Consider the following 26,924-nt stretch of genomic DNA (forward strand, 5'->3'; position numbering starts at 1 on the left):
CCCGTATAACTGTCCCCTGTTTCTTAACCCCGTGTAAGCAAGACAGTAACTGATGATGAAAGATTCGCTGAGCCAGATTATCGCAAGTGAGCTGAAGGCGCGTGACGAACAGGTTGACGCCGCCATCCGCTTGCTTGACGAAGGGAATACCGTGCCGTTTATCGCGCGCTATCGTAAGGAAGTCACCGGCGGACTGGATGATACCCAGTTGCGTCAGCTGGAGAGCCGTCTTGGCTATCTGCGTGAGCTGGAAGAGCGCCGCCAGTCGATTCTGAAATCTATCGACGAACAGGGCAAACTCACCGCCGACCTCGCCAGCGCCATTAATGGCACCCTCAGCAAAACTGAGCTGGAAGACCTTTACCTGCCGTATAAACCGAAGCGTCGCACCCGTGGACAGGCAGCCATTGAGGCCGGTCTGGAACCGCTGGCCGACACGCTGTGGCAAGACCCGTCGCACGATCCTGAGCAACTGGCTGCCGGCTATGTCGATGCCGACAAAGGTGTCGCCGATGTGCGCGCCGCGCTGGATGGCGCACGCTATATCCTGATGGAACGTTTCGCCGAAGACGCCACGTTGCTGGCAAAAGTGCGTGATTATCTGTGGAAAAACGCCCACCTGGTTTCCCGCGTGGTTGAAGGCAAAGAGGAAGAAGGTGCGAAGTTCCGCGACTACTTCGATCATCACGAAGCACTCAGCACCGTTCCTTCGCACCGTGCGCTGGCGATGTTCCGTGGCCGTAATGAAGGTGTGCTGCAACTGTCGCTGAATGCCGACCCGCAATTTGACGAAGCACCGCGCGAAAGCCACGGTGAAACGCTGATTGCCAGCCACCTGAATCTGCGTCTGAATAACGCTCCGGCAGACAGTTGGCGTAAAGCGGTAGTGAGCTGGACGTGGCGTATCAAGGTATTGCTGCATCTGGAAACTGAACTGATGGGCACCGTGCGCGAACGCGCCGAAGATGAAGCCATCAACGTGTTTGCCCGTAACCTGCACGACCTGCTGATGGCGGCACCGGCAGGCATGCGTTCCACGATGGGCCTCGATCCCGGCCTGCGTACCGGTGTGAAAGTGGCGGTGGTCGATGCCACCGGCAAACTGGTCGCGACCGATACCATCTATCCGCATACGGGACAGACCGCCAAAGCGGCGACCGCTGTCGCAGCGCTGTGCGCCAAACATCAGGTTGAGCTGGTGGCGATTGGCAACGGCACCGCATCGCGTGAGACTGAACGTTTCTTCCTTGATGTGCAGAAACAATATCCGCAGATCAAAGCGCAGAAAGTGATTGTCAGCGAAGCCGGTGCTTCGGTCTATTCCGCCTCAGAACTGGCCGCGCTGGAATTCCCGGACCTCGACGTCTCGCTGCGTGGTGCGGTTTCCATCGCTCGCCGTTTGCAGGACCCGCTGGCTGAGCTGGTGAAGATCGATCCCAAATCTATCGGTGTCGGCCAGTACCAACATGACGTCAGCCAGAGCCAACTGGCGAAGAAACTGGATGCGGTGGTGGAAGACTGCGTGAACGCCGTGGGGGTTGATCTCAACACCGCCTCGGTGGCGCTACTGACCCGTGTGGCCGGTTTAACCCGCATGATGGCGCAGAACATTGTCAGCTGGCGTGACGAGAATGGCCGCTTCCAGAACCGTCAGCAGTTGTTGAAAGTCAGCCGTCTCGGCCCGAAAGCCTTTGAACAATGCGCAGGCTTCCTGCGTATCAATCACGGTGACAACCCGCTGGATGCCTCCACCGTCCACCCGGAAGCTTATCCGGTGGTTGAGCGCATTCTGGCAGCCACCGAGCAGGCGCTCAGTGAACTGATGGGTAATCCGGGTAGCTTGCGGAATCTCAGCGCGCGTGATTTCACCGATGATCGCTTCGGTCTGCCTACCGTCACCGACATTATCAAAGAACTGGAAAAACCAGGCCGCGACCCACGTCCTGAGTTCAAAACCGCGCAGTTTGCAGAAGGCGTGGAGACACTCAATGACCTGTTACCCGGCATGGTGCTGGAAGGTGCTGTCACCAACGTCACCAACTTTGGCGCTTTTGTCGATATTGGCGTGCATCAGGATGGCCTGGTTCATATTTCATCGCTGTCGGATAAGTTTGTCGAAGATCCGCACCAGGTCGTCAAAGCCGGTGATATCGTCAAAGTTAAAGTGATGGAAGTTGACCTGCAACGTAAGCGTATTGCCCTTACCATGCGTCTGGACGAGCAGCCGGGCGAGAACAATGCGCGCGGTGGTGGCAACCGCAGTGCCGGTAAAGAGTCGGCACGCCCGGCACAGGCGAATAAGGGCCGGGCCAAACCGGCCAGTCAGCCTGCCGGTAACAGCGCAATGGGTGATGCACTGGCTGCCGCCTTCGGCAAAAAACGCTAACCCCTGCCTTAAAACGCGCGGTGGCCGCCAGGCCATCGCGCACATCAGGTTGATAAATCGTCCCATCCAGCTACGCTGAAAAAATCCGTGTGAAAAAATGACCCTCCGCGTGGCACAGCGATCTGATGGATATTATCAACGCCTTACTTGATGAGATTTATGCAGGCACTTTCCCTGTGGCGGCTCGTGAGCGTCTGCTTTCCCACATACGTGCGGCACGGGATACGGTCAAAATCCCACGGAAACCGCGCTGGGATGAGAAAGATGTGGTGCTGATTACCTACGCCGACCAATTGCGTGAACCAGATGTCCCTACCCTTGCCACCTTCTCGCGTTTTTATCAGCAACATTTGCAAGACACATTTTCTCTGGTCCATCTGCTGCCGTTCTTTCCTTATTCATCGGATGATGGTTTTTCGGTTATCGACTATCACCAGGTCAACCCGATTTGCGGCGACTGGCAGCATGTCGCGGCGCTACACACCCATACCCGGCTGATGTTCGATTTTGTTTGCAACCATATGTCAGCGCACAGCTGTTGGTTTCGCCATTTTCTGGCGCAGGATCCCGGCTGGGATGACTTTTTTATCAGCATGCCACCCGCCACCGATCTCAGTGCCGTGACCCGACCTCGCACCTCGCCGCTGCTGACGCCATTCGAAATGGCGGATGGCGCAACGCGCTATATCTGGACCACCTTCAGCGCTGACCAGATTGACCTCAACTTCGCCAACCCGGAAGTCCTCATCCGTATGGTCAACGTGTTGCTCGATTATCTGAAGAAAGGGGCCGACTACGTGCGCCTGGATGCGGTGGGCTATATGTGGAAAACGCCTGGCACCAACTGTATCCACCTGCCCAAGACTCATCAGCTGGTGAAATTATTTCGCGCGATTGCCAACGTGGTCGCGCCGGGTACGGTGATCGTCACTGAAACCAATGTGCCGCACAAAGACAACATCAGTTACTTTGGCAACGGCCACGACGAAGCGCAGATGGTGTATCAATTTTCCCTGCCGCCGTTGGTGCTGCACGCCATTCATTCCAGCTCCGGTCGCGCCCTGCGTCAGTGGGCCAGCACGCTGGACACCGGTAGCGGTGATACCACCTTTTTTAACTTTCTCGCCTCACATGATGGCATTGGCCTCAATCCCGCGCGCGGCATTTTATCGGAAGTGGAAATTGTGGCGTTGGTGCGTGACCTCGCGCTGGAAGGGGCGCTGGTTTCCTACAAAAACAATCCGGATGGCACCACCAGCCCGTATGAAATCAACGTTACCTATCTGGATGCGCTAAATCGTCAGGACGACGATGACAACACGCGACTACGCCGTTTCCTGCTGGCACATGCCATCCTGTTGGCCTTTCCCGGCGTGCCTGCCATCTATATTCAAAGCATCCTCGGTTCACGTAACGACAACGAAGGCGTGCATGTCGCCGGGCACAACCGTGCCATCAATCGCGAGAAGTTCAGTTTGCGGGATATGGAACAGTTGCTGAGCGGCGGCAATGCGCTTCGTCAGCAGGTGTTTGCACGCCTGAGCGCGCTGATTCAACTGCGCACACGTCAACCTGCGTTCCATCCCGATAATCCGATGACATTATTCGACAGCGATAACGCGTTGCTGGTCCTGCGTCGTCACCAGCCTGATAACCAGGAAGCGGTTCTTTGCGTATTTAATCTTAGCGGTCGCGAGATTGAGACGATGTTGCCGCAGGCTCGGCAATTTCACGATTTAATCAGTGGTGGGAATATTGATGGCAACCAGCCGGTGCGACTGGCTGCCTGGCAATTTATGTGGCTGAAGGGTTGATTATTTATACACATCCGCGACGGCACTGAACTTGCCATGTTCGCGGCCCGCAATCACCAGAAAATATTTTCCGCCCTTATCATCCGCCAGTTTTGACAACTCTTTTTTGGCATCCATCGGCGAGGTGGTTTCTGCCGTGGTGGTCACCGTACCGATTTTCTCCAGATTCATTTTCTGCACTTCTTCTTTAGTCACTTCTTTGGCTGCCAGTGCCGAAAAGGAAATCGCGCCCATCACCATCGCCGCCACAACCGTGTTGATAACTTTCATGTAATCATCCTCAGTTATTATTTGATTTGCAGAGATGTCGGCAGGAAGTTGATTGCAGAGGTAAAGCATTCCCGCCCACCCGGAAAGTATTGACCTTTCCGGGAGAATTGCCAGCTAGCGCGGCAGACGGTCGCTAAAGCTAAGAATATGCTGACAAAATGCTTCCGGGTGCGAGATGAATGGCGCATGGGCCGCTTTCTCCATCACCACCGATGGCGATTGTGGCCAGCGCACATCCAGTTCTGCCGCGATACGACGAGGTACCAGTCCGTCCAGATAGCCATACAGGCGCAGGAATGGCAGCCTGAGAGCATCCAGCGACGCACGCAAATCACAGTGACGCAGAATCTCCAGACCGCCTTCCAGTACCGCCACTGACGGCATTGGCTGCGATAACACCACTTCTTTCAGTTGGCGAGCATCCTGGCGCGCGCTTTCCGTACCCAGCGTCTGCAAAGCCAGAAAACGTTCCACGGTGCGTTGAAAATCATTACTTAATTGCTGCTGAAAGCCATGCAGCGTTTCCGGCTTAATACCGGGCCATTCTTCGCTGGCGGTAAAGCATGGCGACGAAGCCACACTGATCAGCCCCCGAATGGATTCCGGCACCGTAAGCGCCAGTTGACTGGCGACCAGACCACCCAGCGACCAACCCAGCAGCAGGCTGCGTTCCGGCAAATGCTCCACCAGTTGCTGTGCCATAGCGGGCAGCGTCATGGCACCAAATCCCTGGCTGCGACCAAAACCCGGCAGATCGACCAGGTGCAAGCGAAAATGCGGGCTGAGTCGCGGAATGATGTTTTGCCACACTTCGGCATTCAATCCCCAGCCGTGCAGCAGCACAAGATCGCAATCCCCCGTGCCGGTGGTGTGCCACCAGATCGAACTCATCGGTTATTATCCTGAAAGTGAAAAGGAGGTCGCTATGCTATCAATCCCTGCCCTGTGTTGGCTATGCCGTTTGCCGCTACGCATGGCGCAACACGGTCTGTGCAACGGGTGTTTGCGTCAGTTGCCGGTGTTACCCGAACTTTGCCCACGCTGTGGCCTGCCCGCCCGTGCCGATCAGGTTTGTGGGCGCTGCCTGCAACAACCGCCACCGTGGCAACAACTGATCTGCGTCAGCGGTTATCAACCCCCGCTCAGCCACTGGGTTCATCAGTTGAAGTTTTGCCGCGCCACCGCACTCAGGGTGATGCTGGCGCGGCTACTTTTGCTAAAGTGGTTAGCCATGCGGCGATGTTATGCGCTTCCCCGACCAGATATCATCTTCAGCGTGCCCCTGCATCAGCGTCGCCACTGGCGACGTGGCTACAATCAGGCGTCGCTGTTGGCGCAACCGCTGGCGCGCTGGCTAAGTTGTGACTACAGGGAAGGCATAAGTCGCGTACGTCAGGCTGCGGTGCAGCATGAGCTGAGCGCATCGGCGCGTAAAAAGAACCTGCGCGGCGCGTTTCAGCTTGAAATCCCGGTAGAGGGACGCCATATCCTGCTTATCGACGATGTGGTGACCACCGGCAGTACGGTGGCAGAAATCAGCCGCATGTTGCAGGCCGCAGGCGCGGCCAGCGTACAGATTGGATGCCTGTGCCGTACCTTGTAGAGCGTCGGCGTTGGGCGTATTATAACCAACTAAATTAGTCAACTATTGAGCAATCGCCATGATCCGTATTACTGATGCTGCCCAAGAGCACTTCTCAAAACTTCTGTCAAAACAGGAAGATGGCACCCAGATCCGCGTATTCGTGATTAACCCGGGTACACCAACCGCCGAGTGTGGCGTATCTTACTGCCCGCCCGATGCCGTTGAAGCGACGGATACCGAGCTGAAGTTTGAAAAGCTGTCAGCCTATGTTGACGAGCTGAGCGCCCCTTACCTGGAAGACGCGGAAATTGACTTCGTCACTGACAACCTCGGTTCCCAGCTGACGTTGAAAGCGCCAAACGCCAAAATGCGTAAAGTCTCTGACGATGCGCCAATGGTCGAACGCGTGGAATACCTGTTGCAGGCGCAGATCAACCCGCAGCTGGCAGGCCACGGTGGTCGCGTTTCACTGATGGAAATCACCGATGACGGTTACGCCATTCTGCAATTTGGCGGCGGCTGCAACGGTTGTTCGATGATTGACGTAACGCTGAAAGACGGTATCGAGAAAGAGCTGCTGGCAGCCTTCCCGGAACTGAAAGGCGTGCGCGATCTGACCGAGCACCAGCGCGGCGAGCACTCCTACTACTGATTCCCAACGTGCGACAGCGACCCGACGCTGTCGCGCGTTAAACCCGCTTCCTGCCGATACTCACAGCCTTCAGCAATCGTTGCACTTCCCCCTCTGCAAACATCGCCTCCAGCGTGGTACTGAGCTTACGACGCCAGTTAGGATACTGTTCAACTGTGCCCGGCACATTAACCGGTGAGTCCATACCCAACCAATCTTCCGGTTGCAGGCCCAGCAACACGCTGTCGGTAGCCGCCAGAAAACGGTGCATCGCCAGATTGAGCGCGGGTGACATCCCCCGTTTGGCCGCCTGTTTACCGCTGGATTTGGCTAACGCCCCGGCCTGATGCAATGCATCCAGCAGCGCCTGCTTCTGTTTTTCCCGCAGTTGCTGCAATGACTGCAACACGCTTTCACCAGGATACAAACCGAGCTTATTTCCCAGCAACAAGTCACCCGCCTCCCAGAATCCGGTCAGGGTTGGCAGATCGTGGGTGCTGGCACTGGCAATTGACTGGCGCGGATACTCCTCTGGCTGACGATAACGCCCATCACGATGCTGCTCAAACCACAACACCTTCCATGAAAAGATGCCGCTGTTGCGCAGCAGGCTGACAATCTCAGCAGGTACCGTACCGAGATCTTCACCAATGACCATGCAACGATGGCGCTGACTTTCCAGCGCAAGGATCGCCAGCAGGTCCTGCACCGGATAAGCGACATAGGCCCCTTTATCCGCCGTCTCACCCCAGGGAATCCACCACAGGCGCAGCAACCCCATCACATGATCGATACGCAACGCGCCGCAATCGCGCATGTTGGCTCGCAGCAGATCGATGAACGGTTGATAGCCGCGTGCACGCATCACATGAGGATCGAGCGGCGGCAGCGACCAGTTTTGCCCGAGTGGACCGAGGCGGTCTGGCGGTGCCCCAACCGACGCACCTAACTTGTAGAGCTGAGGGTCCTGCCAGGTTTCTGCACTGCCCTGGGCCACACCGACCGCCAGATCGCGATACAACCCTACCGCCATCCCCAACTGCTGGCTACGCTGCCAGCACTGCGCAAATTGCTGCTGCGCCAGCCACTGCAACCAGCTCCAGAACTGAATCTCGTCCTCATGCTGCGTACACCATTGCTGGACCTCGGCCTGCTGCGCATTGCGCCAGCCTTCTGGCCAACCCGTCCAGCCCCACGCCTGTTGATCGTCGGTCTGCCGTTCTGCCTGAATGCCGTCAAACGCTGCCTGGTAGCGCAGCTGCTCGCCCCCCTCCACCACAAACTGCTGAAACGCCTCCTGCTGGACGCCATGCTGACGAAATGCCTGCCATGCGAGACGTAGTGCGTGGATTTTCAGCTCTGCCACCGTGCTGTAGTCCACCCATTCGCTGACGCGAGCTTTCTCCAGCATCCGTCGCGTTTTGGCGCTGTTCCACCAGCGCTGCGCCGCGTGGCTTTGCTGGAAATCCGTCAGTTGGCTGACATCGATATACAGCACGTTCAACCAGCGGCGTGAGGTGGGACTGTAGGGGCTGGCCATCTCTGGCTGTGCCGGGTAAAGCGCGTGCAGCGGATTGAGCCCAACGAAATCGCCCCCCTGCGCCGCCACCTGTTCCAGCATGCGCTCCAGATCGCCAAAATCCCCCATGCCCCAGTTGTGTTCGGAACGCAGGGTATAGAGCTGAACCAGCGCCCCCCAACGTTTTTCACCTTGCTCCAATGGCGCAGGCAGGTAACAACGGCGCGGGGCGAGGATGATACGGGTTTGCCACTGCTGGCGGCCTTTACGCAAGATAAGCTGATGGTAGCCCTGTGGTAACCGGGGAGGCAGCGTCAACGGTTCACCCCCCTGCACGCTGCCGTGAAATTGCTTACCTTGTTCGGAAATCAACTGCCAGTGGAATTCGCCACTGCCTTGCGGCGTCAGTTGGCGCTGCATCCGTCCCCTGAATACCTGGACCGGCGGTAACGGCGGTGCTTTGCCCGTTGGCGCATCCATCACCGCCAGCAGCGCCCGCTTGGTGTCATCACTGATGGTTGCAGGCTCGCCGTTGGCATTGATAAAACGCAGCGCGATGCCCGCGGCCTGTGCGGCTTGATCCAACTTGTTCAACGTCATTGCTGCTCCTGAATCGCGTAAGGCACATTCGGTAGCGGCGCGATTTATCGCGCAAAATCAATCAGCGCGATAAATCGCGCCGCTACGAGACGTGCAGGTTTACCGTTTCGCCTGCCAGATGCGTTTCTGGTAATCACGGATAGAGCGATCGGAGCTGAACATCCCATTGCGGGCGGTATTGAGGATGGCCGCTTTGGTCCAGGCTTCCTGATCCTTCCACAGTGCCTCAACGCGCTGTTGCGCCTCGACGTAAGCATCGAAATCGGCCAACACCAGCCAGGGATCGCCGTTTTTCGTCAGGCTGTTGAGCAACAAATCAAAGGCGTGTTTGTCGCCATCGCTGAATTTGCCCTTTTCCAGTTCTTTCAACAGCCCGTCGAGATGTTTATTGGCCTTACGCAGTTTTTTCGGATGGTAACCCTCGGCCTTCAACGCTTTAACCTCATCCACGGTATGACCAAAGATAAAGATATTCTCCTCGCCAACTTCCGCCGCAATCTCAACGTTGGCACCATCCAGCGTACCGATGGTGAGCGCACCATTCAGCGCCAGTTTCATATTGCCGGTGCCGGAGGCTTCATATCCGGCGGTCGAAATCTGTTCGGAGAGATCAGCCGCCGGGATCATCAGTTCAGCGGCGGTAATGCGATAGTCAGGAATAAACACCACCTTCAACTTATCGCCCACCTTCGGGTCGTTATTGACCACCTCAGCGACCTTGTTGATGGCATAGATAATATTTTTTGCCAGGTAATAACCCGGCGCGGCTTTCGCGCCAAACAAGAACACCCTCGGGACAAAGTCAGGATTTTTTGGGTCATCGCGCAGTTGACGGTAGCAATGGAGGATATGCAGCAGGCTGAGATGCTGACGTTTGTATTCGTGCAGGCGTTTGATCTGTACGTCAAACAGCGCCTCGGGATTCACCTGAATACCGGTGACCTGACGGATGTACTCGGTCAGTTGCTGCTTATTGGCCTGCTTGATTTTGCGGTACTTCTGGCGGAACGCTTTTTTAGCGGCAAAAGGCTCCAGCGCTTTTAACGCCTCCAGATTGTTGGCCCATTCCACCTGCAATGTCTCGTCAAGCAACGCCGACAACCGTGGGTTACATTGCTGGAGCCAGCGGCGCGGGGTGATGCCGTTGGTGACATTATGGAATTTCTTCGGCCAAAGCTGGTGATATTCCGGGAACAGATCTTTCACCACCAACTCGGAATGCAGCGCCGCCACGCCGTTGACGGCGAAGCCACTCACCACACACAAATTGGCCATCCGTACCTGACCCTCCGCAACCACCGCCAGCTTCTGCCACACCGCCTCATCATCCGGCCACTGACGTTGCACCAGTTTCTTCAGACGTCGGTTAATCTCACGGATGATCTGCATGTGGCGTGGCAACAAACTGCGCACCAGACGCTCGTCCCAGCGCTCCAGCGCCTCCGGCATCAGCGTATGGTTGGTATAGGCAAACACGCGGCTGGTGATGTGCCAGGCGTCATCCCAGCTCAGCTGATGTTCGTCCAGCAGCAGGCGCAACATCTCTGGAATCGCAATGGTCGGGTGGGTGTCATTCAGTTGGATCACTTCGTAGTCTGGCAGGTCATGCACCGAACGCCCGGCCAGATGATGCCGCCGCAGAATATCGCCCACCGCGCAGGCACACTGGAAATATTGCTGCATCAGGCGCAGGCGTTTACCTTCCTGATGGTTGTCATTGGGATAGAGCACCTTGGTGAGTTTGGCCGCCTCAATGCCCGACTGCTCCGACTGGAGAAACTTTCCGCCATTGAACAGCGTCAGATCAAACGGGTGATCGCTGGTCGCTTTCCATAACCGCAGCGGTAAGGTTACGCCATTACGATAGCCTACCACCGGCAGATCCCAGGCTTCCCCTTTTAGCCAGAAAGCGGGCTGCCAGTACCAACCGCCGCTTTCCGTTTTCTCAACTTTGCCGCCGATACCGACCTGCACATCATGCGCTGCGTTATGGCGAAACCACGGGTAGCGATCGCGCTGCCAGTCATCCGGCGCTTCTTTTTGCTGGCCATCATCAAACGACTGACGAAACAGGCCATATTGATAATTCAGGCCATGCCCCATCGCTGCCTGACCCACGGTGGCCATTGAATCCATATAGCAAGCGGCTAAACGTCCCAGCCCACCGTTACCGAGCGCCGGATCGACCTCTTCTTCCAGTAACTCGCTTAACGAAACCTGATAAGTCGCCAGCGCTTCCTGCACTTCCTGATACCAGCCGAGATTCATCAGGTTGTTGCCGGTCAGACGGCCAATCAGAAATTCCATCGACAGATAATTAACATGGCGCTGGCCTTTGCGTGGCGTCAGTGGGGGTTGCGTCGCCAGCAGCTCCGCCAGCGCAGCGCTTAGCGCCTGCCACCATTGATGCGGCGTCATTTGTTGTGCTGAAGAAAGTCCAAGATATTGCCACTGGCGGGTAAGTGCGGCGTCAAAACGCGCTTTATTGAATTTTTGTTGCGACATATCAATCCCTTCCGAGTCCGGTAACGGTGAAGCGAAATTGGGGAGCGCATGGCCGGATGCTGGCCTGAATGGATAAGTAAAGACGGGTCAGGAGAAAAAAGCGACAGAAAAACAAGGCGGGAGAGAAAAAAACCCGCCTCGTGCAGATTTAGCAGAGTTCGAGTTGTACTTCGTGTTGCTCAATCACCTTCATCACGCTGGCAGGTGGCGTGAGGTCGGTATACAGATAGTCGATCAGGCTCATGTTGCCCAGGTTCACCATCGCGTTGCGACCAAATTTTGAGTGATCCACCACCAGCATCACGCAACGTGAGTTTTCAATGATCGCGCGCTTGGTGCGAACTTCGTGGTAGTCGAACTCCAGCAACGAGCCATCCATATCAATACCGCTGATACCAAGAATGCCGTAATCCAGGCGGAACTGGGAGATAAAGTCGAGGGTGGCTTCCCCCATAATGCCGCCATCGCGGGTACGCACTTCGCCACCGGCAATGATGACGCGGAAATCCGGTTTCGCCATCAGCAGCATCGCGACGTTGAGGTTGTTGGTGACGACACGCAGATTGCTATGATTGAGCAACGCATGCGCCACTGCTTCAGGCGTGGTGCCAATATCGATAAATAATGTCGCCCCATCGGGGATCTGGCTGGCAACGCGCTCGGCAATACGCGCTTTTTCAGCCGACCACATCATTTTTCGGTCCTGCCAGGCGGTATTTTCCGAGCTGGAGGGTAGCGCTGCACCGCCGTGATGACGCTGAATTTTGTTTTGATCGGCCAGATCGTTCAAATCGCGCCTGATGGTCTGTGGGCTGACTTCAAAGTGATCCACCAGCTCTTCCGTGCTGACATATCCCTGACGCCGGACCAGATCGATAATGGCGTCATGACGTTGCGTCTGCTTCACATCTCTCTCCTGTTCACGGCTTGATGCCGCGTTTTTCTTCTTCTGGTATTAACGGCGCACCACTTTCTTACGCGTATCAACAAACGCCATCGCTAACCCAACCAGCAGGCCGGTAACGTGTGCCGCATTGGCAATCGACAGACCAAATGCGCCGTACCAGCCAATAATCAACCACACAATAGCGAACCCCATCAAACCGCGCTCGAGATAAATACCACTTTCGGGATCGCGCTCGCCTCGCAACCAGCAATAACCCATCAACGCATACACCACGCCAGATAAACCGCCAAACAGCACGCCGCTAAATTTAGCCTGCATCCAGCCGGTAAGTAGCGCGGAAATGAGCATGATGACAAATAACTTGCCGCTCCCGAGACGCTTTTCGACTGCCCCGCCGAGATACCACCACCACATCAAGTTGAACAAAATATGCAGCAGGGAAAAATGCAGCAGCGCATGACTGAACCAGCGCCACACCTGGAAATATTGCTGCGGCCCATCAGGCCAGCCCAACCAGCCAAGCATGGTTTCATCACCGACAATCTGCATCAGGATAAACACCGCGACACAGGCCATCATCATGGTCATGGTGAGCGGGCCTGCGCGTTCACGAATGTTCGCCCAAATATGGCTTCGCTCATAACGCAGCCCACTTTCCGTGCTGCCGGTATGCCAGCTGGCGGCCTGATAACGTGGATGGTTGGGATCACGCACGAACTGCGCGAGTTCGTTTTCGACCATATCCAGCTTGCTTTCGTCTTCCAACAGAATGACAAAATGGCTTTCACGTTCAATCGTTAACCTGACGCCACGCGTCGCCATATAGTCCACAAACGCCTGGGCCATGCGCGGATTATTGAACTGGGTAATGCGCATCATGCGGTGCTCTCCGTACCTTTATCTAAAGGCTCACATCGTACCAGTTGTCACCTGAGCCGGAAACGCCGCACGCCAGGCGTCAAATCCCCCATCAATACTGTAGGCCGCGCTAAACCCTTGTCCCAGCAGGAACTGCGCGGCACCTTTGCTGCTATTGCCGTGGTAGCACATCACCAGCACTGGCAGGTCATGATTGGCCTGGCTGATAAAATCGGCGAGGTTGTCATTCGACAGGTGTAACGCACCTGCGGCATGGCCCAGAGAGAAGCTTTGCGGATCGCGGATGTCCACCAGCTGCGCACCTTGTGTCAGATGCTCCTGAGCCTGTAGGACGTTAATACATTCGAAGGTTTCCATGGTTTCTCTCATCACATCGTCACAATTAACGCCTAGTTTACCCTGAGTTGTGAGCGCCATAACCTGATAAAGCATGTGGCTTTGTGTTTTTTTTCCTGCCGGAATGTTAGCTGTATCACGCAAAGATGTTTTTATTAGGTTAACCGCTGGCATCAATGTTGGTTTCCGATTATTATTATGCTCGAAAACGAACATTTAAGAACGATTCCGAACATCGGAGGAGATGACGTGGAAACCAAAGACCTGATCGTTATCGGCGGCGGCATCAACGGTGCCGGCATTGCAGTGGACGCTGCAGGACGCGGACTGTCGGTGCTAATGCTGGAGGCGCGGGATTTGGCCTGTGCAACCTCCTCTGCCAGTTCCAAACTGATTCACGGTGGCCTGCGCTACCTTGAACACTACGAATTTCGCCTGGTGGGCGAAGCGTTGGCGGAGCGTGAAGTGCTGCTGAAAATGGCACCGCATATTGCTTTCCCGATGCGCTTTCGTCTGCCACACCGCCCGCATTTACGCCCGGCGTGGATGATCCGCATGGGCTTGTTTATGTATGACCATCTCGGCAAACGCACCAGCCTGCCGGGTAGCAAAAGTCTGCGTTTTGGCGCGGATTCGGCACTTAAGTCTGAAATCACGCGCGGATTCGAATATTCCGACTGCTGGGTGGATGATGCGCGCATGGTGGTGCTCAATGCTCAGGAAGTGGTGAAACAAGGTGGCGAAGTACGCACCCGTACCCGTGTAACCCGCGCCTGGCGTGAGGCTGGCCTGTGGATGGTGGAAGCCGAAGACATTGATACCGGCAAAACCTACACCTGGCGCGCCAAAGGGCTGGTGAATGCTGCTGGTCCGTGGGTTAAACAGTTCTTTGACGATGGCCTGAAACTGAAATCGCCTTATGGCATCCGTCTGATCAAAGGCAGCCATATTGTGGTGCCGCGCGTACATCGTGAAAAACAGGCCTACATCCTGCAAAACGAAGATCATCGTATCGTGTTTGTCATTCCGTGGATGGATGAGTTCTCAATCATCGGTACCACAGACGTCGAATACAAAGGCGACCCGAAAGACGTGAAGATCGACGATAACGAAATCAACTATTTGCTGAAGGTGTATAACGCGCACTTCAAAAAACAGCTGACGCAGGAAGATATCGTCTGGACCTATTCCGGTGTACGTCCGTTGTGTGACGACGAATCCGATTCACCACAGGCCATCACCCGCGATTACACGCTGGATGTCCATGACGATAATGGTCAGGCTCCACTGCTGTCGGTATTTGGCGGCAAGCTGACCACCTACCGTAAGCTGGCGGAACACGCGCTGGAAAAACTGGCGAAGTATTATCCGAACGCTGGCCCGGCCTGGACCAAAAATGCGGTGCTGCCGGGAGGCAATATCGCCGGTTCGCGCGAAGATTACGCCGCCAGCCTGCGTCGCCGCTATCCATTTATCAGCGAAGGTATGGCGCGTCATTATGCCCGTACCTTTGGCAGCAACACCGAAGTATTGCTGGAAGGTGCACAGAGCCTGGAAGATCTCGGCGAGAACTTCGGTCATGAGTTTTATGAGGCCGAACTGCGTTATCTGGTGAAACACGAATGGGTGTATGAACTGGATGATGCCATCTGGCGTCGTACCAAACAGGGGATGTGGCTGAGCGATGCCGAGCAGGCGCGCATTCGCGAATGGTTGGCAACTCACCGCCAGAAACCGACGCTGTCGCTGGCATCCTAAGTTGTAAAGTCAGATAACAGGCCGTAACCCTCTTCAGGGTTACGGCCTTTTTTTGCGCGATAAATCGCGCTGGTGCAGTCTGTAGCGGCGCGATGAATCGCGCGTTTTTACCTTAAAGACCAGTATTCTCGCGAATATATTTCCGCGCTTTCACCGCATATTCAAACGGGTTAGCCAGCGCCGGGTCCTGTTCCGCTTCCACCACCATCCAGCCTTTATAGCCGAAATCATCGAGGATTTTGAACACCGGTTGGAAATCGATGACGCCATCGCCCGGCACAGTAAAGGTGCCTTTCTTCACGCCATCGAGGAACGACAACGAATGCGCACGCACTTCCGCCACCACGCTGTCGCGCACGTCCTTCAGATGCACATGGAAAATGCGTGGCAGGTATGTGGTCAGCACATCCAGCATCGCCTGTTGCGAACCTTCTGAGTAGTAGATGTGGCCGGTGTCGTACAGCAAGCCAACATTCTCATTGGTCGACGCCATAAAGCGGTCGATTTCCGCCGGGGTCTGAATCGCCGTGCCCATATGGTGATGCAGACACACACGCATCCCTTTCTTTGCCGCAATCTCCGCCAGCTCGTTATAGCCTTCGGCTGTCAGACGCCACTCTTCATCGCTAAAAATTGGCTTCTGCTCCAGAACCGGCAAGCTGGTGCCCTGAATACTTTTGCTCTGCTCAGAGCAACCAATCACGCGCGCCCCCATAGCATGCAGGAAGTTCATATGGTTGGTGAATTCGTCGATAGTTTTCGCTTTATCGCCATTAGCGAAGAAGGTACTAAACCAGGCGTTACAGATCTGAATGCCGCGAATATCCAGCATGGGTTTCAGCACCGCCGGATCGCGCGGGTATTTGCTACCCACTTCGCTACCGGTAAAGCCCGCCAGCGCCATTTCGCTGACCGTCTGCTGGAAGGTGTTTTCGCTGCCCAGTTCCGGCATGTCATCGTTGGTCCAGCCAATCGGCGCAATCGCCAATTTTACATTGTCTTTGTTCATGGGAAGCCCTGATTATTTGTTGTAGAAAGTCGGACGCGGTGGCATTTCAACCGCTTCGATAGCCCCGCTGTTCTGCGCTTTCAGGCAGGCATCCGCCGCCACTGAGGCCGCAAAACCATCCCAGGCAGAAGGCCCGGTCAGTTGGCCGGCTTTCACATCATTGATAAACGCCTGCAACTCCACGTCGTAAGCCTCGATAAAACGATCTTTCCAGTCAGTCAGAATGGCGTTGCCAAGACGGGCGTTTTTACGCATCTGAATCGCTGAAGGTTCCGGCAGTTTCGCAATGCCCTCTTCCCCCACCACCTCACACTGGATGTCGTAGCCGTACGCACAGTTCACAAAGATTTCCACGTCGATGCGGATCCCTTTCTGTGTTTCAAACAACACGATTTGCGGATCTTTCAGCTTCGCATGCGTTTTCGAGGTCACGCGCGGGAACACCACCTGCACCGTTTTGTAGTCGTCTTCCGTCAACCAGCGCAGCACGTCCAGCTCATGAATCAGGGTATTGGTGATGGCCATGTCGGTGGTGTAGTTCTCGCCAACGCTCTGGTTGCGATGCGCGCAGTGCAGCATCAGCGGCTCGCCGATTTCACCGTCGGTGATGACCTTTTTCAGTGCGCGGTAACCGGCATCATAAGGGCGCATAAACCCGACCTGGACCAGACGTTTGCCGTGTTTGATTTCTGCATCGACAATGCGGCGACAACCCTCGGCGCTCAGTGCCAGCGGCTTTTCACAAAACACCGGTTTGCCCGCGGCAATCGCCGCGAGGGTAAATTCTTCATGTGTCGGATCCCATGAAGTGACCAGCACCGCATCAACTTCCGGCGAGTTGATCACCTGATGACCATCCTGATAAACCTCGGCATCAATATTCAGACGTTGCAGCGCAGCACGCGCGCCTTCCACATTAATATCTGAAACCGCCACCACCTTCGCACCCTGTAGCACATTGTTGCAGCGGCGGATATGTTCCTGGCCAATTGCACCGGTACCGATAACACCGAGTTTGAGCGTCATAATTACACCTGTAGAGTCGGATAAGGGTAAATAAAGGCCGGAGAAGTCCGGCCTGAAGATCAGTACTTACGCGCCTGTTCGATATGCGCGTTAAGGTTGTCAGCCACCTGTTGCGTGCGTTCGGAAGTGGACGCTTGCGCGACCCCGACGTGCCACCAACTGAAGTATTTGTGCACCATAGTTTTCGGCAGCACTTTAATATCGATAAGCGTTGAGACCGTCTGCTTCTGCGCATCGGCCAGTGCGGCCTTCAGCTGCTCCAGGCTGGTGACGCGATAGGTTTTGCAGCCGTAACCTGCGGCAATCGCCGCAAAATCCACCGGAACAAAGCCACCGTCCAGCTTGCCGCCTTCCGGGTTACGGAAGCGGAACTCGGTGGTGAAGCTGTCCATACCGTGTTCCATTTGCAGGTTGTTGATACACCCGTTGGTCATGTTATCCAGCAGGATGACGTTGATTTTCGCCCCTTCCTGAACTGAGGTGACCAGCTCGGAGTGCAGCATCATGAAAGATCCGTCACCGACCATGGCGTAGACTTCACGCTGCGGCTCAGCCAGCTTCACCCCCAGTGCGGCATTCACCTCGTAGCCCATGCAGGAGTAGCCATATTCAACGTGGTACGAGTTGTAATCTTTGGTGCGCCACACGCGTTGCAGGTCGCCCGGCAGACTGCCCGCGGCCGCGACAATCACCGCATCCTTTGGGAGTTGCTCGTTTAAGGTGCCCAGCACGCTGCTCTGCGTCAGTACCGACTGCGTCAGGCGCTGGAATTCGGCAAACAACGCTTCACGGTCGATATGGTCGGCGATTTCCGGGATGAAATCGTCGGTGTTATAGGTCGCGGCATACACGCGCTGCGTCTCTTTCAGCAGCTTACTTTGCGCCTGATCGATCTGGCCGCCCCAGTGACTTTCAAAGCCCTGCAAACCCTTATCCAGCGCGGTCAGCGCTTCGCGGGCATCGGCCAGCAGTTGCACCGCATCCAGCTTGTAGCTGTCGAAGTTGTTGACGTTGATATTGAGATAGCTGACGTCCGGGTTCTGGAAAATCCATTTCGAAGCGGTGGTAAAATCGGTGTAGCGCGTCCCCACGCCAATCACTAAATCCGCCTCTTTCGCCAGCAGGTTAGCCGCCAGACAGCCGGTTTCACCGACGCCGCCGACATTTAGCGGATGGTCAGAGACGATGGTGCCTTTACCCGCCTGCGTTTCGGCAAACGGAATGTTGAAACGCTCAGCAAACTGGCGCAGCGCTTCACCCGCTTCGGAATATTTCACGCCGCCACCGCATACAATCAGTGGCTTATGTTTACGCGCAATCAGTGCCAGTGCCTCTTCCAACTGGGCCACCGTGGGTAGACGGCGATCCAGACGATGTACGCGCTTCTGGAAGAAATATTCCGGGAAATCCCAGGCTTCGCCCTGCACATCCTGCGGCAGCGCAATGGTCACCGCACCGGTTTCAGCCGGATCGGTCAACACGCGCAATGCGTTTATACAGGCGGTCATCAGCTGCTCCGGGCGACTGACGCGGTCCCAGTATTTGCTGACGGCACGGAAGGCATCGTTGGTGCTGATGCTGAGATCGTGGCTTTGCTCGATTTGTTGCAACACCGGGTCCGGCTGGCGCGTGGCGAACACATCGCCCGGCAGCAGTAATAAAGGAATACGGTTGGCGGTTGCGGTCGCGGCGGCGGTGATCATGTTGGCTGCACCCGGTCCGACCGACGAGGTACAGGCAATAATCTGGCGGCGCAGCGACTGCTTGGCAAAACCGATGGCGGCATGCGCCATACCTTGCTCGTTACGGCCCTGATGCACCACCAGATCGCCGCTGTCCTGTTCCAGCGCTTGCCCCAGTCCCAGCACGTTGCCGTGACCGAAAATAGCGAAAATGCCTTTCACAAACTTGGTTTCAACGCCATCAACGTTCAGGTACTGGTTATCAAGAAATTTCACCAGCGCCTGTGCCGTGGTTAATCTGATTGTGCCCATATGCTCATCCTTTACATGCTGGTACCTGTGAACCAGGTACAACGCGGTTGACGTCAACGCACCGGAAATGGCGACCGCGGATAAGTGAAACGTGAGGCGATTATAAACAAATATTTTTTCCATAAAATACGATTACAGAAGAAACATTTCATTTTGCGATGGAGATCAAATTCAGGGATGGAACGGACCCAGATGCAGGCCAAAAAGGGGGGAAAGTGGAACAACAATAAAGCAAAGAAGCCTCATAAAGAAATTTCATTTCACTTCAGCAGCTTCCATTATTTCTCAGGGTTTTCCTGAGAGCTGGCTCACAAGCCAGAGCATCCGTGAAACTTGTCTTGCCACTCTCCCCTGCACGCTACGTTGTTCAGAGTTTTACCTGGTTCACAAAATCGTGACAGATATTTCATTTCATATTGAATTTGGAATTTTTATTCCCCATACTGCGACCATAGCCAATCAGGCACCTTGAGAACCCGGAAGCACAGCGCCCGAAGTGTCTGCTTATCACAGAAGGAAACCACAAGTATGAGTACACAACAGAAGCGGCTTGATGTGATTTGTATCGGACGCATCGCCGTCGACCTCTACGGTCAGCAAATTGGCGCGCGACTGGAAGATATGAGCACCTTCGCTAAATACCTCGGCGGATCTTCCGGCAACGTTGCCTATGGCACGGCCATCCAGGGGTTGAAATCCGCCATGCTGGCACGCGTCGGGGACGAGCATAATGGCCGCTTTCTGCGTGAAACCCTGCAACGCGTGGGTTGCAGCACTGAGGGGTTGATTACCGATAAACATCGCCTGACCGGGCTGGTGATCCTCGGTATTAAAGATGAAGAGACTTTCCCGCTGATTTTCTACCGTGACAACTGCGCGGATATGGGGCTGGTACCCGAAGATATTCAGGAAAATTTCATTACTTCCTCACGCGCTGTCGCGGTAACCGGTACTCACCTGTCGCATCCTCATACCCGTGCCGCGGTATTGAAAGCGCTGGATATCGCCAGGCGAAACGGCCTGCGCACTGCGCTGGACATCGACTATCGCCCGGTGCTGTGGGGGCTGACCTCACTCGGCGACGGTGAAACGCGTTTCATCGAGTCCAGTCAGGTCACAAAACAGCTTCAGGAAGTGGTGCACTATTTCGATCTGATTGTCGGAACAGAAGAAGAGTTTCATATCGCCGGTGGTAGCACCGATACCCTGACCGCGCTGAAAAACGTGCGTCAGGCCAGCCAGGCGACGCTGGTGTGCAAACGCGGCCCGCTGGGTTGCGTGGTATTTGAAGGCGCGATCCCGGATAGCTGGGAGCAGACCAAACTGCACAGCGGCGTGCGCGTAGAAGTGCTGAACGTACTGGGCGCGGGTGATGCCTTTATGTCTGGCCTGCTGCGTGGTTGGCTGAACGATGAAGGCTGGGAACAGGCGTGTCGCTATGCCAATGCCTGCGGCGCACTGGTGGTATCTCGCCACGGCTGCGCGCCAGCGATGCCGACCAAAGAGGAACTGGATGATTTCCTCAGCCGCGATCAAGAGGTAAAACGCCCGGACCTCGATACCCGTCTCAATCATCTGCACCGCGTTACCTCGCGCACCCGCGAGTGGCCGGAACTGAACGTGTTCGCTTTCGACCATCGTAAGCAGTTGGCCGATATGGCGCGTGAGGCCGGTGTCGATGAAAGCCGCATCCCGCAACTCAAGCTGCTGCTGTTGCAGGCAGCACAAGAGGCGTCGCAACAGGCCGGTCTGGACAGCAAAAGCGGCATCCTCGCGGATACCACCTACGGCCAGAAAGCGTTGAACGCCATCACCGGTAAAGGCTGGTGGATTGGTCGCCCGATTGAGTTACCCAGTTCGCGCCCGTTGCGTCTGGAGCACGGCAATATCGGCTCCCAGTTGATCGACTGGCCGCAGGAACATGTGGTGAAATGCCTGGTGTTTTACCACCCACATGACAGCGCGGAACTGCGTAAAGAGCAGGACGATCTGCTGCTGGATGTGTGGAAGGGTTGTAACAAAAGCGGGCACGAGCTGCTGCTGGAAGTGATTTTGCCGGAGAGTAACCCGGATAAAAAAGAGTCTTACTATGTCGATATGCTGAGCCACTTCTATAGCCTCGGCATCCAGCCAGACTGGTGGAAGTTACCGCCGTTGTCGGCAGAAACCTGGCAGGCGGTAAGCAGCCTGATCGAGCAGCAGGATCCTCACTGCCGTGGCATTCTGCTGCTCGGCCTTGATGCACCGGAAGAGAAGCTGAAAGCCGGTTTCGCGGCGGCGGCTCAGGCACCGTGGGTGAAAGGTTTTGCGGTCGGCCGCACCATCTTCGGCCAGCCATCACGCCAGTGGTTGCAGGGCGAGCTGGATGACCAGGCGCTGATTGAAACGGTGAAAGGCAATTATCTGCGCCTGATTGAGTACTGGCGCGCGGCACGCGGTTGAGTGGGCTACCCTAACCCTCTCCCGCAAGCGGGAGAGGGGACAGATCGAGAGAACTTGCATATTGCACTCCCCCTCTCCCGTCTTGCGGGAGAGGGCCGGGGTGAGGGCAACAGCACGCACCACATCCCTGCATTTTGTGAGGCGTTTCATAAACCGATGAAATAACCGTCACGATGCTGCCAAACAAATGAAATTTTCCATCCATCTGGTACTATAGCGCTCATTATCCAGCCACAATGTTTATTAGCAGGCCGAAGTAATGACCAATAACCCCACCCAACTGACTTTGTTACAGGACGACATTCGTCGTCGTTATGAGACGCTGAGTAAACGCCTGAAACAGGTGGCGCGTTATATTCTTGATAACAGCAACAGCATCGCTTTCGACACCGTGGCCTCAATCGCGCAGCAAGCGGATGTCCCCCCTTCTACGCTGATCCGCTTTGCCAACGCCTTTGGTTTCAGTGGTTTTAACGAGATGAAGCAGGTTTTCCGTCAGCACCTGATGGAAGAGACGGTGAACTACACCGAACGCGCCCGCCTGTTCCGTCAGACCGCCACCGACGACAGCGCCTCTTCGCCGGAAAGCCCGGTCGAAATCCTCAACGTCTTCACTATGGTCAACAGCCAGGCGCTGCAACAGCTGGCGATGCAGGTTAACCCTGACCAGCTCAACAAAGCGGTGAAGATGCTGAATGAAGCGGAAAATATTTACATCATTGGTCTGCGCCGTTCGTTCAGCGTGGCGTCGTATCTGGTGTACGCGCTGCGCCATCTGGAGCGTCGCGCGTTCCTGATCGATGGCCTCGGCGGCATGTTCACCGAGCAGCTAAGCATGGTGAACCCGAAAGACGTGGTGATTGCCATCAGCTATTCACCGTACGCGCGTGAAGCGGTGGAACTGGTGGAACTGGGTGCCAAACGTGGCGCGCACCAAATCGCCATCACCGACAGCCAGGTTAGCCCGCTGGCGGCCTTCAGCGATGTCTGCTTTGTGGTACGCGAAGCGCAGGTTGATGGCTTCCGCTCACAGGTGGCGTCTCTGTGCCTGGCACAAACCCTCGCGGTTTCCCTCGCCCTGAATAACGTCGAAAAAGCCTGACCCTGCGGCTGGCAGCGAGACGCTTGCCAGCCTCCCCCGCGATGGTTAGTGTGTGAGGATCGCGACCGCTGCGGCGGCGCATTCTCCCCCGTACCGAGGCAGGATTGATGCAGATCGAACCTTTACCGCCCCTCAACACGCTCATTGCCTTCGAGTGTGTGGCGCGCTACGGCAATATTTCGCGCGCGGCTGAAGAACTTAACCTGACGCAAAGCGCCACCAGCCGCCAGATTTTGCAGCTGGAAGAGATGCTCGGTTGCAAACTCTTCACCCGCACGCAACGCCGGGTGTTACTGACGCCACGCGGCGAGGCTTATGCCACCCAGGTACGTCAGCAGCTCTCCGCCCTGTCCCATGCCACCGCTGAAGTGATGGGCTGGAACGGTCTGCCGCAGGTGACGATTGCCTGCACCAGCGCGATGGGATCGCTATGGTTAGCCCCACGACTCTCCGCGCTGCACCGCGAATTACCCGATTTGCAAATCCGCATGAAAATCTCCGACAGTTTCGGCGATATGCGCTCGTCGGAGTTTGACCTGGCAATTTTCTATCTACGCGAAGCCCCGCCAGGCTTTCAGGCCACCCCGCTGTTTGACGAAATCTGTTATCCGATGTGCGCCCCTGAGTTCCTGACCAGGCTGGAGGATAATGCCTCCGCCGAATCATTACTCCACCATATGTTGCTGATTCAGGACGACCCGCAGCGTGAATGGACCGGCTGGAGTGACTGGTTCGCCTCGCAAAATGTGTTGAGTTTTGTGCCACGCCAGACCTGGCGGGCGAATAACTATCCGTTTCTGGTGCAGGCGGCGGTGCGGGGTGACGGGATATTACTCGGCTGGGAAGGCTTAGTGCAGGATCATCTCAACCGGGGTGAGCTGGTCCCCGCCCATAGCGGCAAGCTGGCTGCCAACGGCAAATGTTTTCTGCTGATCCCGCAGGACCGCTATCTCAAGCCGATTGTGCGCCATGTTATGAGCTGGCTCCAGCACCAACATCAGACTGAAATGTTGCCATTATAAAAAAACGGTGATGCAGCAGATTATTTGCCACATCACCGTTTATACAAAACATAAGTAAATTAATATCACGTCATAGGTTTTTCTTATACATAAAATAAAAGCCTATGCCGCTATTTCCCTTTCTTTATTGCTGGGTATCCATCGGCGGAAGTTTATTTTTTAGCGCGCCGCGTCGGCGATGTGAAGAATGCATACCAACCAGCGTAAAAATTAACCACATCGACTGGGAAATCACCATCGCCAAATTAAAATCATGACTCAATGAATAGAGGCCACAAACCCCTCCCGCGATATTCAGACAAGCATAAATATCTGAATCAATGACTAATTTACGCAACTGAACCAGTGCGTAAGCCAGTAAGTAACAAAAAACGCCAATTAGCCCAACTATCGTATGCAGTTCCACATGCATTTTCCCTGGTGAAGCCTTGTGATCAGGAAATTATCTTTTTTGTGGGTGTTCTGCTGCGCGTTTTTCGCATAGTCTGATACGAAAATCTCATACATCAGGTTTTATTGGTTTTGATATAAATCAGAAATAACTGCGCTAAGGCTCAGGGTGATTAGTAAAACAGGGCGAATAACAACGGAGAAAAATAAATGAAAGACGAGCAGGACAAATTTAACAAATATCTTCAGGGCGCGAATTTAAGCCGCCGTTCATTTATCAATACTGCCGCGCTGATTGGTGCGGGTACGGCATTATCACTTTCTCCTTTCGCCGGTTTTGCGGCTGAGGCCACCCCGAAAAAAGGCGGCGTGCTGAAACTCGGTATGTCCGGCGGCAATACCAGCGATTCACTGGACCCAACGCTGTTCAGTGACTGGGTGCCGCTCAACCAGGCTTACATGCTGATGAACGGCCTGATCGAGATTGATGAGAACAATCAGGCGACGCCAGAGCTGCTGGAAAGCTGGTCGGCAAAACCCGGCGCGCAGGAGTGGACCTTTAAAGTACGCCAGGGCGTGACCTTCCATAACGGTAAGACCCTGACGGTAGAAGATATTCTCTACTCCATTAACCTGCATCGCGGCGACCAGTCGCGCAGCGCCATCAAAACCCAACTGGCGAGCATCACCGAGCTGAAGAAAAGCGGTGATAACGAAATCACCCTGACGCTGGACAGCGGCAACGCCGACTTACCTTATCTGCTGGCGGATTACCATCTGGTGGTGGTGCCGGACGGCTTCACCGACTGGAAACACCCGATCGGCACCGGCGGCTTTGTCTTTGATCAGTACCAGCCTGGCGTGCGTTCTTACTTCAAACGTAACCCGAATTACTGGAAACCGAATCGCGCCTTTGTTGATGCGGTCGAAGTGCTGGTGATCAACGATGCCACCGCACGTACCAACGCCCTGATCTCCGGTCAGGTCCATGCCATTAACCGCGTGGATTTCAAAACCGTTGATTTCCTGAAACGCAGCCCGGCGCTGAACATCATCCGTTCGTCTGGCGGCCAGCACTTTACCTTCCTGATGGATTGCCGCGTTGCGCCGTTTAATAACAACGACGTACGTATGGCGATTAAATACGGTATCGACCGTGAAAAACTGTTGGCGACCGTACTGCGTGGCTACGGCTCACTGGGTAATGACCATCCGATCCCGAAAACTGACCGCTTCTTCAACAAAGCGCTGCCCCAGCGTGCTTATGATGCCGACAAAGCGAAGTTCTATTTGAAGAAAGCCGGACTGACCAGCCTGCCGGTCGAACTCTCCTCCTCCGATGCCGCCTTTGCCGGTGCGCTCGATGCTGCTGCGCTGTTCCAGGGTCAGGCCGCACCGGCGGGGATTCAGGTCAGCATCAAACGTCAGCCTGCCGACAGCTACTGGGACGACGTGTGGATGAAAGCCCCGTTCAGCATGGGGTACTGGGGTGGTCGCCCAACCGCTGACCAGATGTTCTCCACCGCATGGCAATCCACCGCCAAGTGGAACGATACCCACTGGAAGAACGAGAAATTCGACAGCCTGCTGATTCAGGCACGTTCGCTGCTGGATGAGCAGAAACGTGCCGAGATCTATGGCGAATTGCAGCAAATCGCCAGCGATGATGGTGGTGCGATGATCCCGCTGTTCGGTGACTACCTTGATGCCACCAGCAAAAAACTGGGCGGCGTAAAACCACATCCGATGTTCAACTTTATGGGTGGTCGCCTGGCTGAACGCGTCTGGCTGGAGTCGTAATGAAAAAGCAGATTTTACATCGCCTGCTGCTGGGCTTGCTCACGCTCTGGCTGGTGTCGCTACTGATTTTTGTCGGTACGGAATTGCTGCCTGGCGATGTCGCCAGCGCAATTCTCGGACAAAACGGTACGCCGGAAACCATCGCCGCGCTGCGCACGCAGCTCGGACTGGATCAGCCCGCCATCTGGCGCTACCTGCACTGGCTGGGTGGCGTTTTGCACGGCGATCTCGGTAACTCGCTGGCGAACAACCAGCCGATTAGCGCGGAGCTGTTACCGCGCCTGGCAAATACGCTGTTCCTCGCCGGTTATGCCGCCATCATCGCCATTCCGCTGGCGGTGCTGCTGGGTATCGCCTCGGCGGTGTGGCGTGGTTCCTGGTTTGATCGTCTGGCTAACTCGCTGACCTTGCTGAGTATTTCCGTGCCGGAATTCTTTGTCGGTTATGTGCTGGTGATTTTCTTCGCCATCCGCCTGGCGTGGTTTCCCAGCCTGGCGCTGGTCGACCCGGATGCCGGTTTCCTTTCACGCCTGTACGCCTGCACCCTGCCAATGTTGACGCTGGTGCTGGTGGTGCTGGCGCATATGTTGCGGATGACTCGCGCCTCCGTGGGCGCGGTGATGTCGAGCAGCTATATCGAAACCGCGCTGCTGAAAGGCCTGTCGCGCTGGCGCATTGTGCTGGGCCATGCGCTGCCGAATGCGCTGGCACCGATCATCAACGTCATCGCCTTCAACCTCGCCTATCTGGTGGTGGGAGTGATTCTGGTCGAAGTGGTGTTTGTATATCCGGGCATTGGGCAACTGATGGTGGATGCGGTGACCAAGCGCGACCTGCCGGTGGTGCAGGCTTGCGGGCTGCTGTTTGGCGGCACCTACATTCTGCTCAATACCGCCGCCGATTTGCTGGCGATTTGGTGTAACCCACGACTGCGCCACGCGAGGTAAGC

The 26,924-nt window shown here is 55.6% G+C and carries 21 protein-coding genes; 10 read left to right on the forward strand and 11 right to left on the reverse strand.

Translation table 11 applies throughout. The annotated features are described in order from the left end of the window. The first annotated feature begins 55 nt into the window (after positions 1 to 55). The gene (locus AC6I8R_RS19110) at positions 56 to 2,386 is read left to right on the forward strand and encodes a Tex family protein (RefSeq protein ID WP_497832776.1); all 2,331 of its coding nucleotides are present in this window, start codon (positions 56 to 58) and stop codon (positions 2,384 to 2,386) included. 125 nt (positions 2,387 to 2,511) lie between these two features. Beyond that, on the forward strand, positions 2,512 to 4,200 hold the full coding sequence (locus tag AC6I8R_RS19115; protein ID WP_497832690.1) for a sugar phosphorylase: 1,689 nt from the start codon (positions 2,512 to 2,514) through the stop codon (positions 4,198 to 4,200). On the opposite strand, the gene AC6I8R_RS19120 is transcribed toward AC6I8R_RS19115, so the two are convergent. Beyond that, positions 4,201 to 4,470 (reverse strand): YdgH/BhsA/McbA family protein, encoded by a 270-nt coding sequence (locus tag AC6I8R_RS19120; protein WP_415173662.1) that lies wholly within the window; start codon positions 4,468 to 4,470, stop codon positions 4,201 to 4,203. 114 nt (positions 4,471 to 4,584) lie between these two features. Next, a complete protein-coding gene (gene bioH, locus AC6I8R_RS19125; protein ID WP_497832691.1) occupies positions 4,585 to 5,361 on the reverse strand; it encodes a pimeloyl-ACP methyl ester esterase BioH in 777 nt (258 codons plus the stop codon). Between the two features lie 34 nt (positions 5,362 to 5,395). On the opposite strand from bioH, the gene gntX reads away from it, so the two are divergent. Then, positions 5,396 to 6,073, forward strand: a complete 678-nt coding sequence (gntX, locus tag AC6I8R_RS19130; RefSeq protein ID WP_415173660.1) for a DNA utilization protein GntX — start codon at positions 5,396 to 5,398, stop codon at positions 6,071 to 6,073. Positions 6,074 to 6,131: 58 nt separating this feature from the next. After that, positions 6,132 to 6,707, forward strand: a complete 576-nt coding sequence (nfuA, locus tag AC6I8R_RS19135; RefSeq protein WP_013510835.1) for a Fe-S biogenesis protein NfuA — start codon at positions 6,132 to 6,134, stop codon at positions 6,705 to 6,707. A 37-nt stretch (positions 6,708 to 6,744) separates the two neighbouring features. On the opposite strand, the gene malQ is transcribed toward nfuA, so the two are convergent. The 5 genes from malQ to glpE form a co-directional block, all read right to left on the reverse strand. Further along, the gene (gene malQ / locus AC6I8R_RS19140; protein WP_497832692.1) at positions 6,745 to 8,805 is read right to left on the reverse strand and encodes a 4-alpha-glucanotransferase; all 2,061 of its coding nucleotides are present in this window, start codon (positions 8,803 to 8,805) and stop codon (positions 6,745 to 6,747) included. A gap of 99 nt (positions 8,806 to 8,904) precedes the next feature. Beyond that, complete coding sequence (gene malP / locus AC6I8R_RS19145; protein WP_497832693.1) at positions 8,905 to 11,310, reverse strand: maltodextrin phosphorylase; 2,406 nt, start codon at positions 11,308 to 11,310, stop codon at positions 8,905 to 8,907. A 148-nt stretch (positions 11,311 to 11,458) separates the two neighbouring features. After that, complete coding sequence (locus AC6I8R_RS19150; RefSeq protein WP_013510838.1) at positions 11,459 to 12,217, reverse strand: DeoR/GlpR family transcriptional regulator; 759 nt, start codon at positions 12,215 to 12,217, stop codon at positions 11,459 to 11,461. 48 nt (positions 12,218 to 12,265) lie between these two features. Next, positions 12,266 to 13,093 carry a rhomboid family intramembrane serine protease GlpG gene (gene glpG / locus AC6I8R_RS19155; protein WP_415173684.1) on the reverse strand — a complete coding sequence of 276 codons (828 nt, stop codon included), beginning with the start codon at positions 13,091 to 13,093 and terminating at the stop codon, positions 12,266 to 12,268. 33 nt (positions 13,094 to 13,126) lie between these two features. Beyond that, on the reverse strand, positions 13,127 to 13,453 hold the full coding sequence (glpE, locus tag AC6I8R_RS19160) for a thiosulfate sulfurtransferase GlpE (RefSeq protein WP_021184866.1): 327 nt from the start codon (positions 13,451 to 13,453) through the stop codon (positions 13,127 to 13,129). A gap of 228 nt (positions 13,454 to 13,681) precedes the next feature. On the opposite strand from glpE, the gene glpD reads away from it, so the two are divergent. After that, on the forward strand, positions 13,682 to 15,190 hold the full coding sequence (glpD, locus tag AC6I8R_RS19165; protein ID WP_021184867.1) for a glycerol-3-phosphate dehydrogenase: 1,509 nt from the start codon (positions 13,682 to 13,684) through the stop codon (positions 15,188 to 15,190). Between the two features lie 112 nt (positions 15,191 to 15,302). Here glpD and iolE read toward each other — a convergent pair whose 3' ends face one another. The 3 genes from iolE to iolD are packed head-to-tail and all read right to left on the reverse strand — an operon-like array spanning position 15,303 to position 19,219. After that, positions 15,303 to 16,199 (reverse strand): myo-inosose-2 dehydratase, encoded by an 897-nt coding sequence (iolE, locus tag AC6I8R_RS19170; RefSeq protein WP_415173657.1) that lies wholly within the window; start codon positions 16,197 to 16,199, stop codon positions 15,303 to 15,305. A gap of 12 nt (positions 16,200 to 16,211) precedes the next feature. After that, positions 16,212 to 17,225 (reverse strand): bifunctional inositol 2-dehydrogenase/D-chiro-inositol 1-dehydrogenase, encoded by a 1,014-nt coding sequence (gene iolG, locus AC6I8R_RS19175; protein ID WP_021184870.1) that lies wholly within the window; start codon positions 17,223 to 17,225, stop codon positions 16,212 to 16,214. Positions 17,226 to 17,284: 59 nt separating this feature from the next. Continuing rightward, positions 17,285 to 19,219 (reverse strand): 3D-(3,5/4)-trihydroxycyclohexane-1,2-dione acylhydrolase (decyclizing), encoded by a 1,935-nt coding sequence (gene iolD, locus AC6I8R_RS19180; protein ID WP_021184871.1) that lies wholly within the window; start codon positions 19,217 to 19,219, stop codon positions 17,285 to 17,287. Between the two features lie 528 nt (positions 19,220 to 19,747). Here iolD and AC6I8R_RS19185 point away from each other — a divergent pair. From AC6I8R_RS19185 to AC6I8R_RS19195, 3 genes are all read left to right on the forward strand, one after another. After that, positions 19,748 to 21,661, forward strand: coding sequence for a bifunctional 5-dehydro-2-deoxygluconokinase/5-dehydro-2-deoxyphosphogluconate aldolase (locus AC6I8R_RS19185; protein WP_415173655.1), 1,914 nt, complete (start codon positions 19,748 to 19,750; stop codon positions 21,659 to 21,661). Between the two features lie 259 nt (positions 21,662 to 21,920). After that, complete coding sequence (locus AC6I8R_RS19190) at positions 21,921 to 22,763, forward strand: MurR/RpiR family transcriptional regulator (protein ID WP_013510847.1); 843 nt, start codon at positions 21,921 to 21,923, stop codon at positions 22,761 to 22,763. A 107-nt stretch (positions 22,764 to 22,870) separates the two neighbouring features. Further along, positions 22,871 to 23,785 carry a LysR substrate-binding domain-containing protein gene (locus AC6I8R_RS19195; RefSeq protein WP_021184873.1) on the forward strand — a complete coding sequence of 305 codons (915 nt, stop codon included), beginning with the start codon at positions 22,871 to 22,873 and terminating at the stop codon, positions 23,783 to 23,785. Between the two features lie 124 nt (positions 23,786 to 23,909). Here the strand turns inward: AC6I8R_RS19195 and AC6I8R_RS19200 are convergent, their stop codons facing one another. Further along, positions 23,910 to 24,191: a CBU_0592 family membrane protein gene (locus AC6I8R_RS19200; RefSeq protein WP_021184874.1), complete on the reverse strand. Its 282-nt coding sequence runs from the start codon at positions 24,189 to 24,191 to the stop codon at positions 23,910 to 23,912. Between the two features lie 194 nt (positions 24,192 to 24,385). Between AC6I8R_RS19200 and AC6I8R_RS19205 the strand changes: the two genes are divergently transcribed. Further along, complete coding sequence (locus AC6I8R_RS19205) at positions 24,386 to 25,975, forward strand: ABC transporter substrate-binding protein (protein WP_021184876.1); 1,590 nt, start codon at positions 24,386 to 24,388, stop codon at positions 25,973 to 25,975. Further along, the gene (locus AC6I8R_RS19210) at positions 25,975 to 26,922 is read left to right on the forward strand and encodes an ABC transporter permease (RefSeq protein WP_021184877.1); all 948 of its coding nucleotides are present in this window, start codon (positions 25,975 to 25,977) and stop codon (positions 26,920 to 26,922) included. Before AC6I8R_RS19205 ends, AC6I8R_RS19210 begins: the two co-directional genes overlap by 1 nt. The last annotated feature ends 2 nt before the right edge of the window (positions 26,923 to 26,924 follow it).

The sequence above is a fragment of the Pantoea sp. X-Soil-OKNW-713 genome (genome assembly GCF_059730685.1).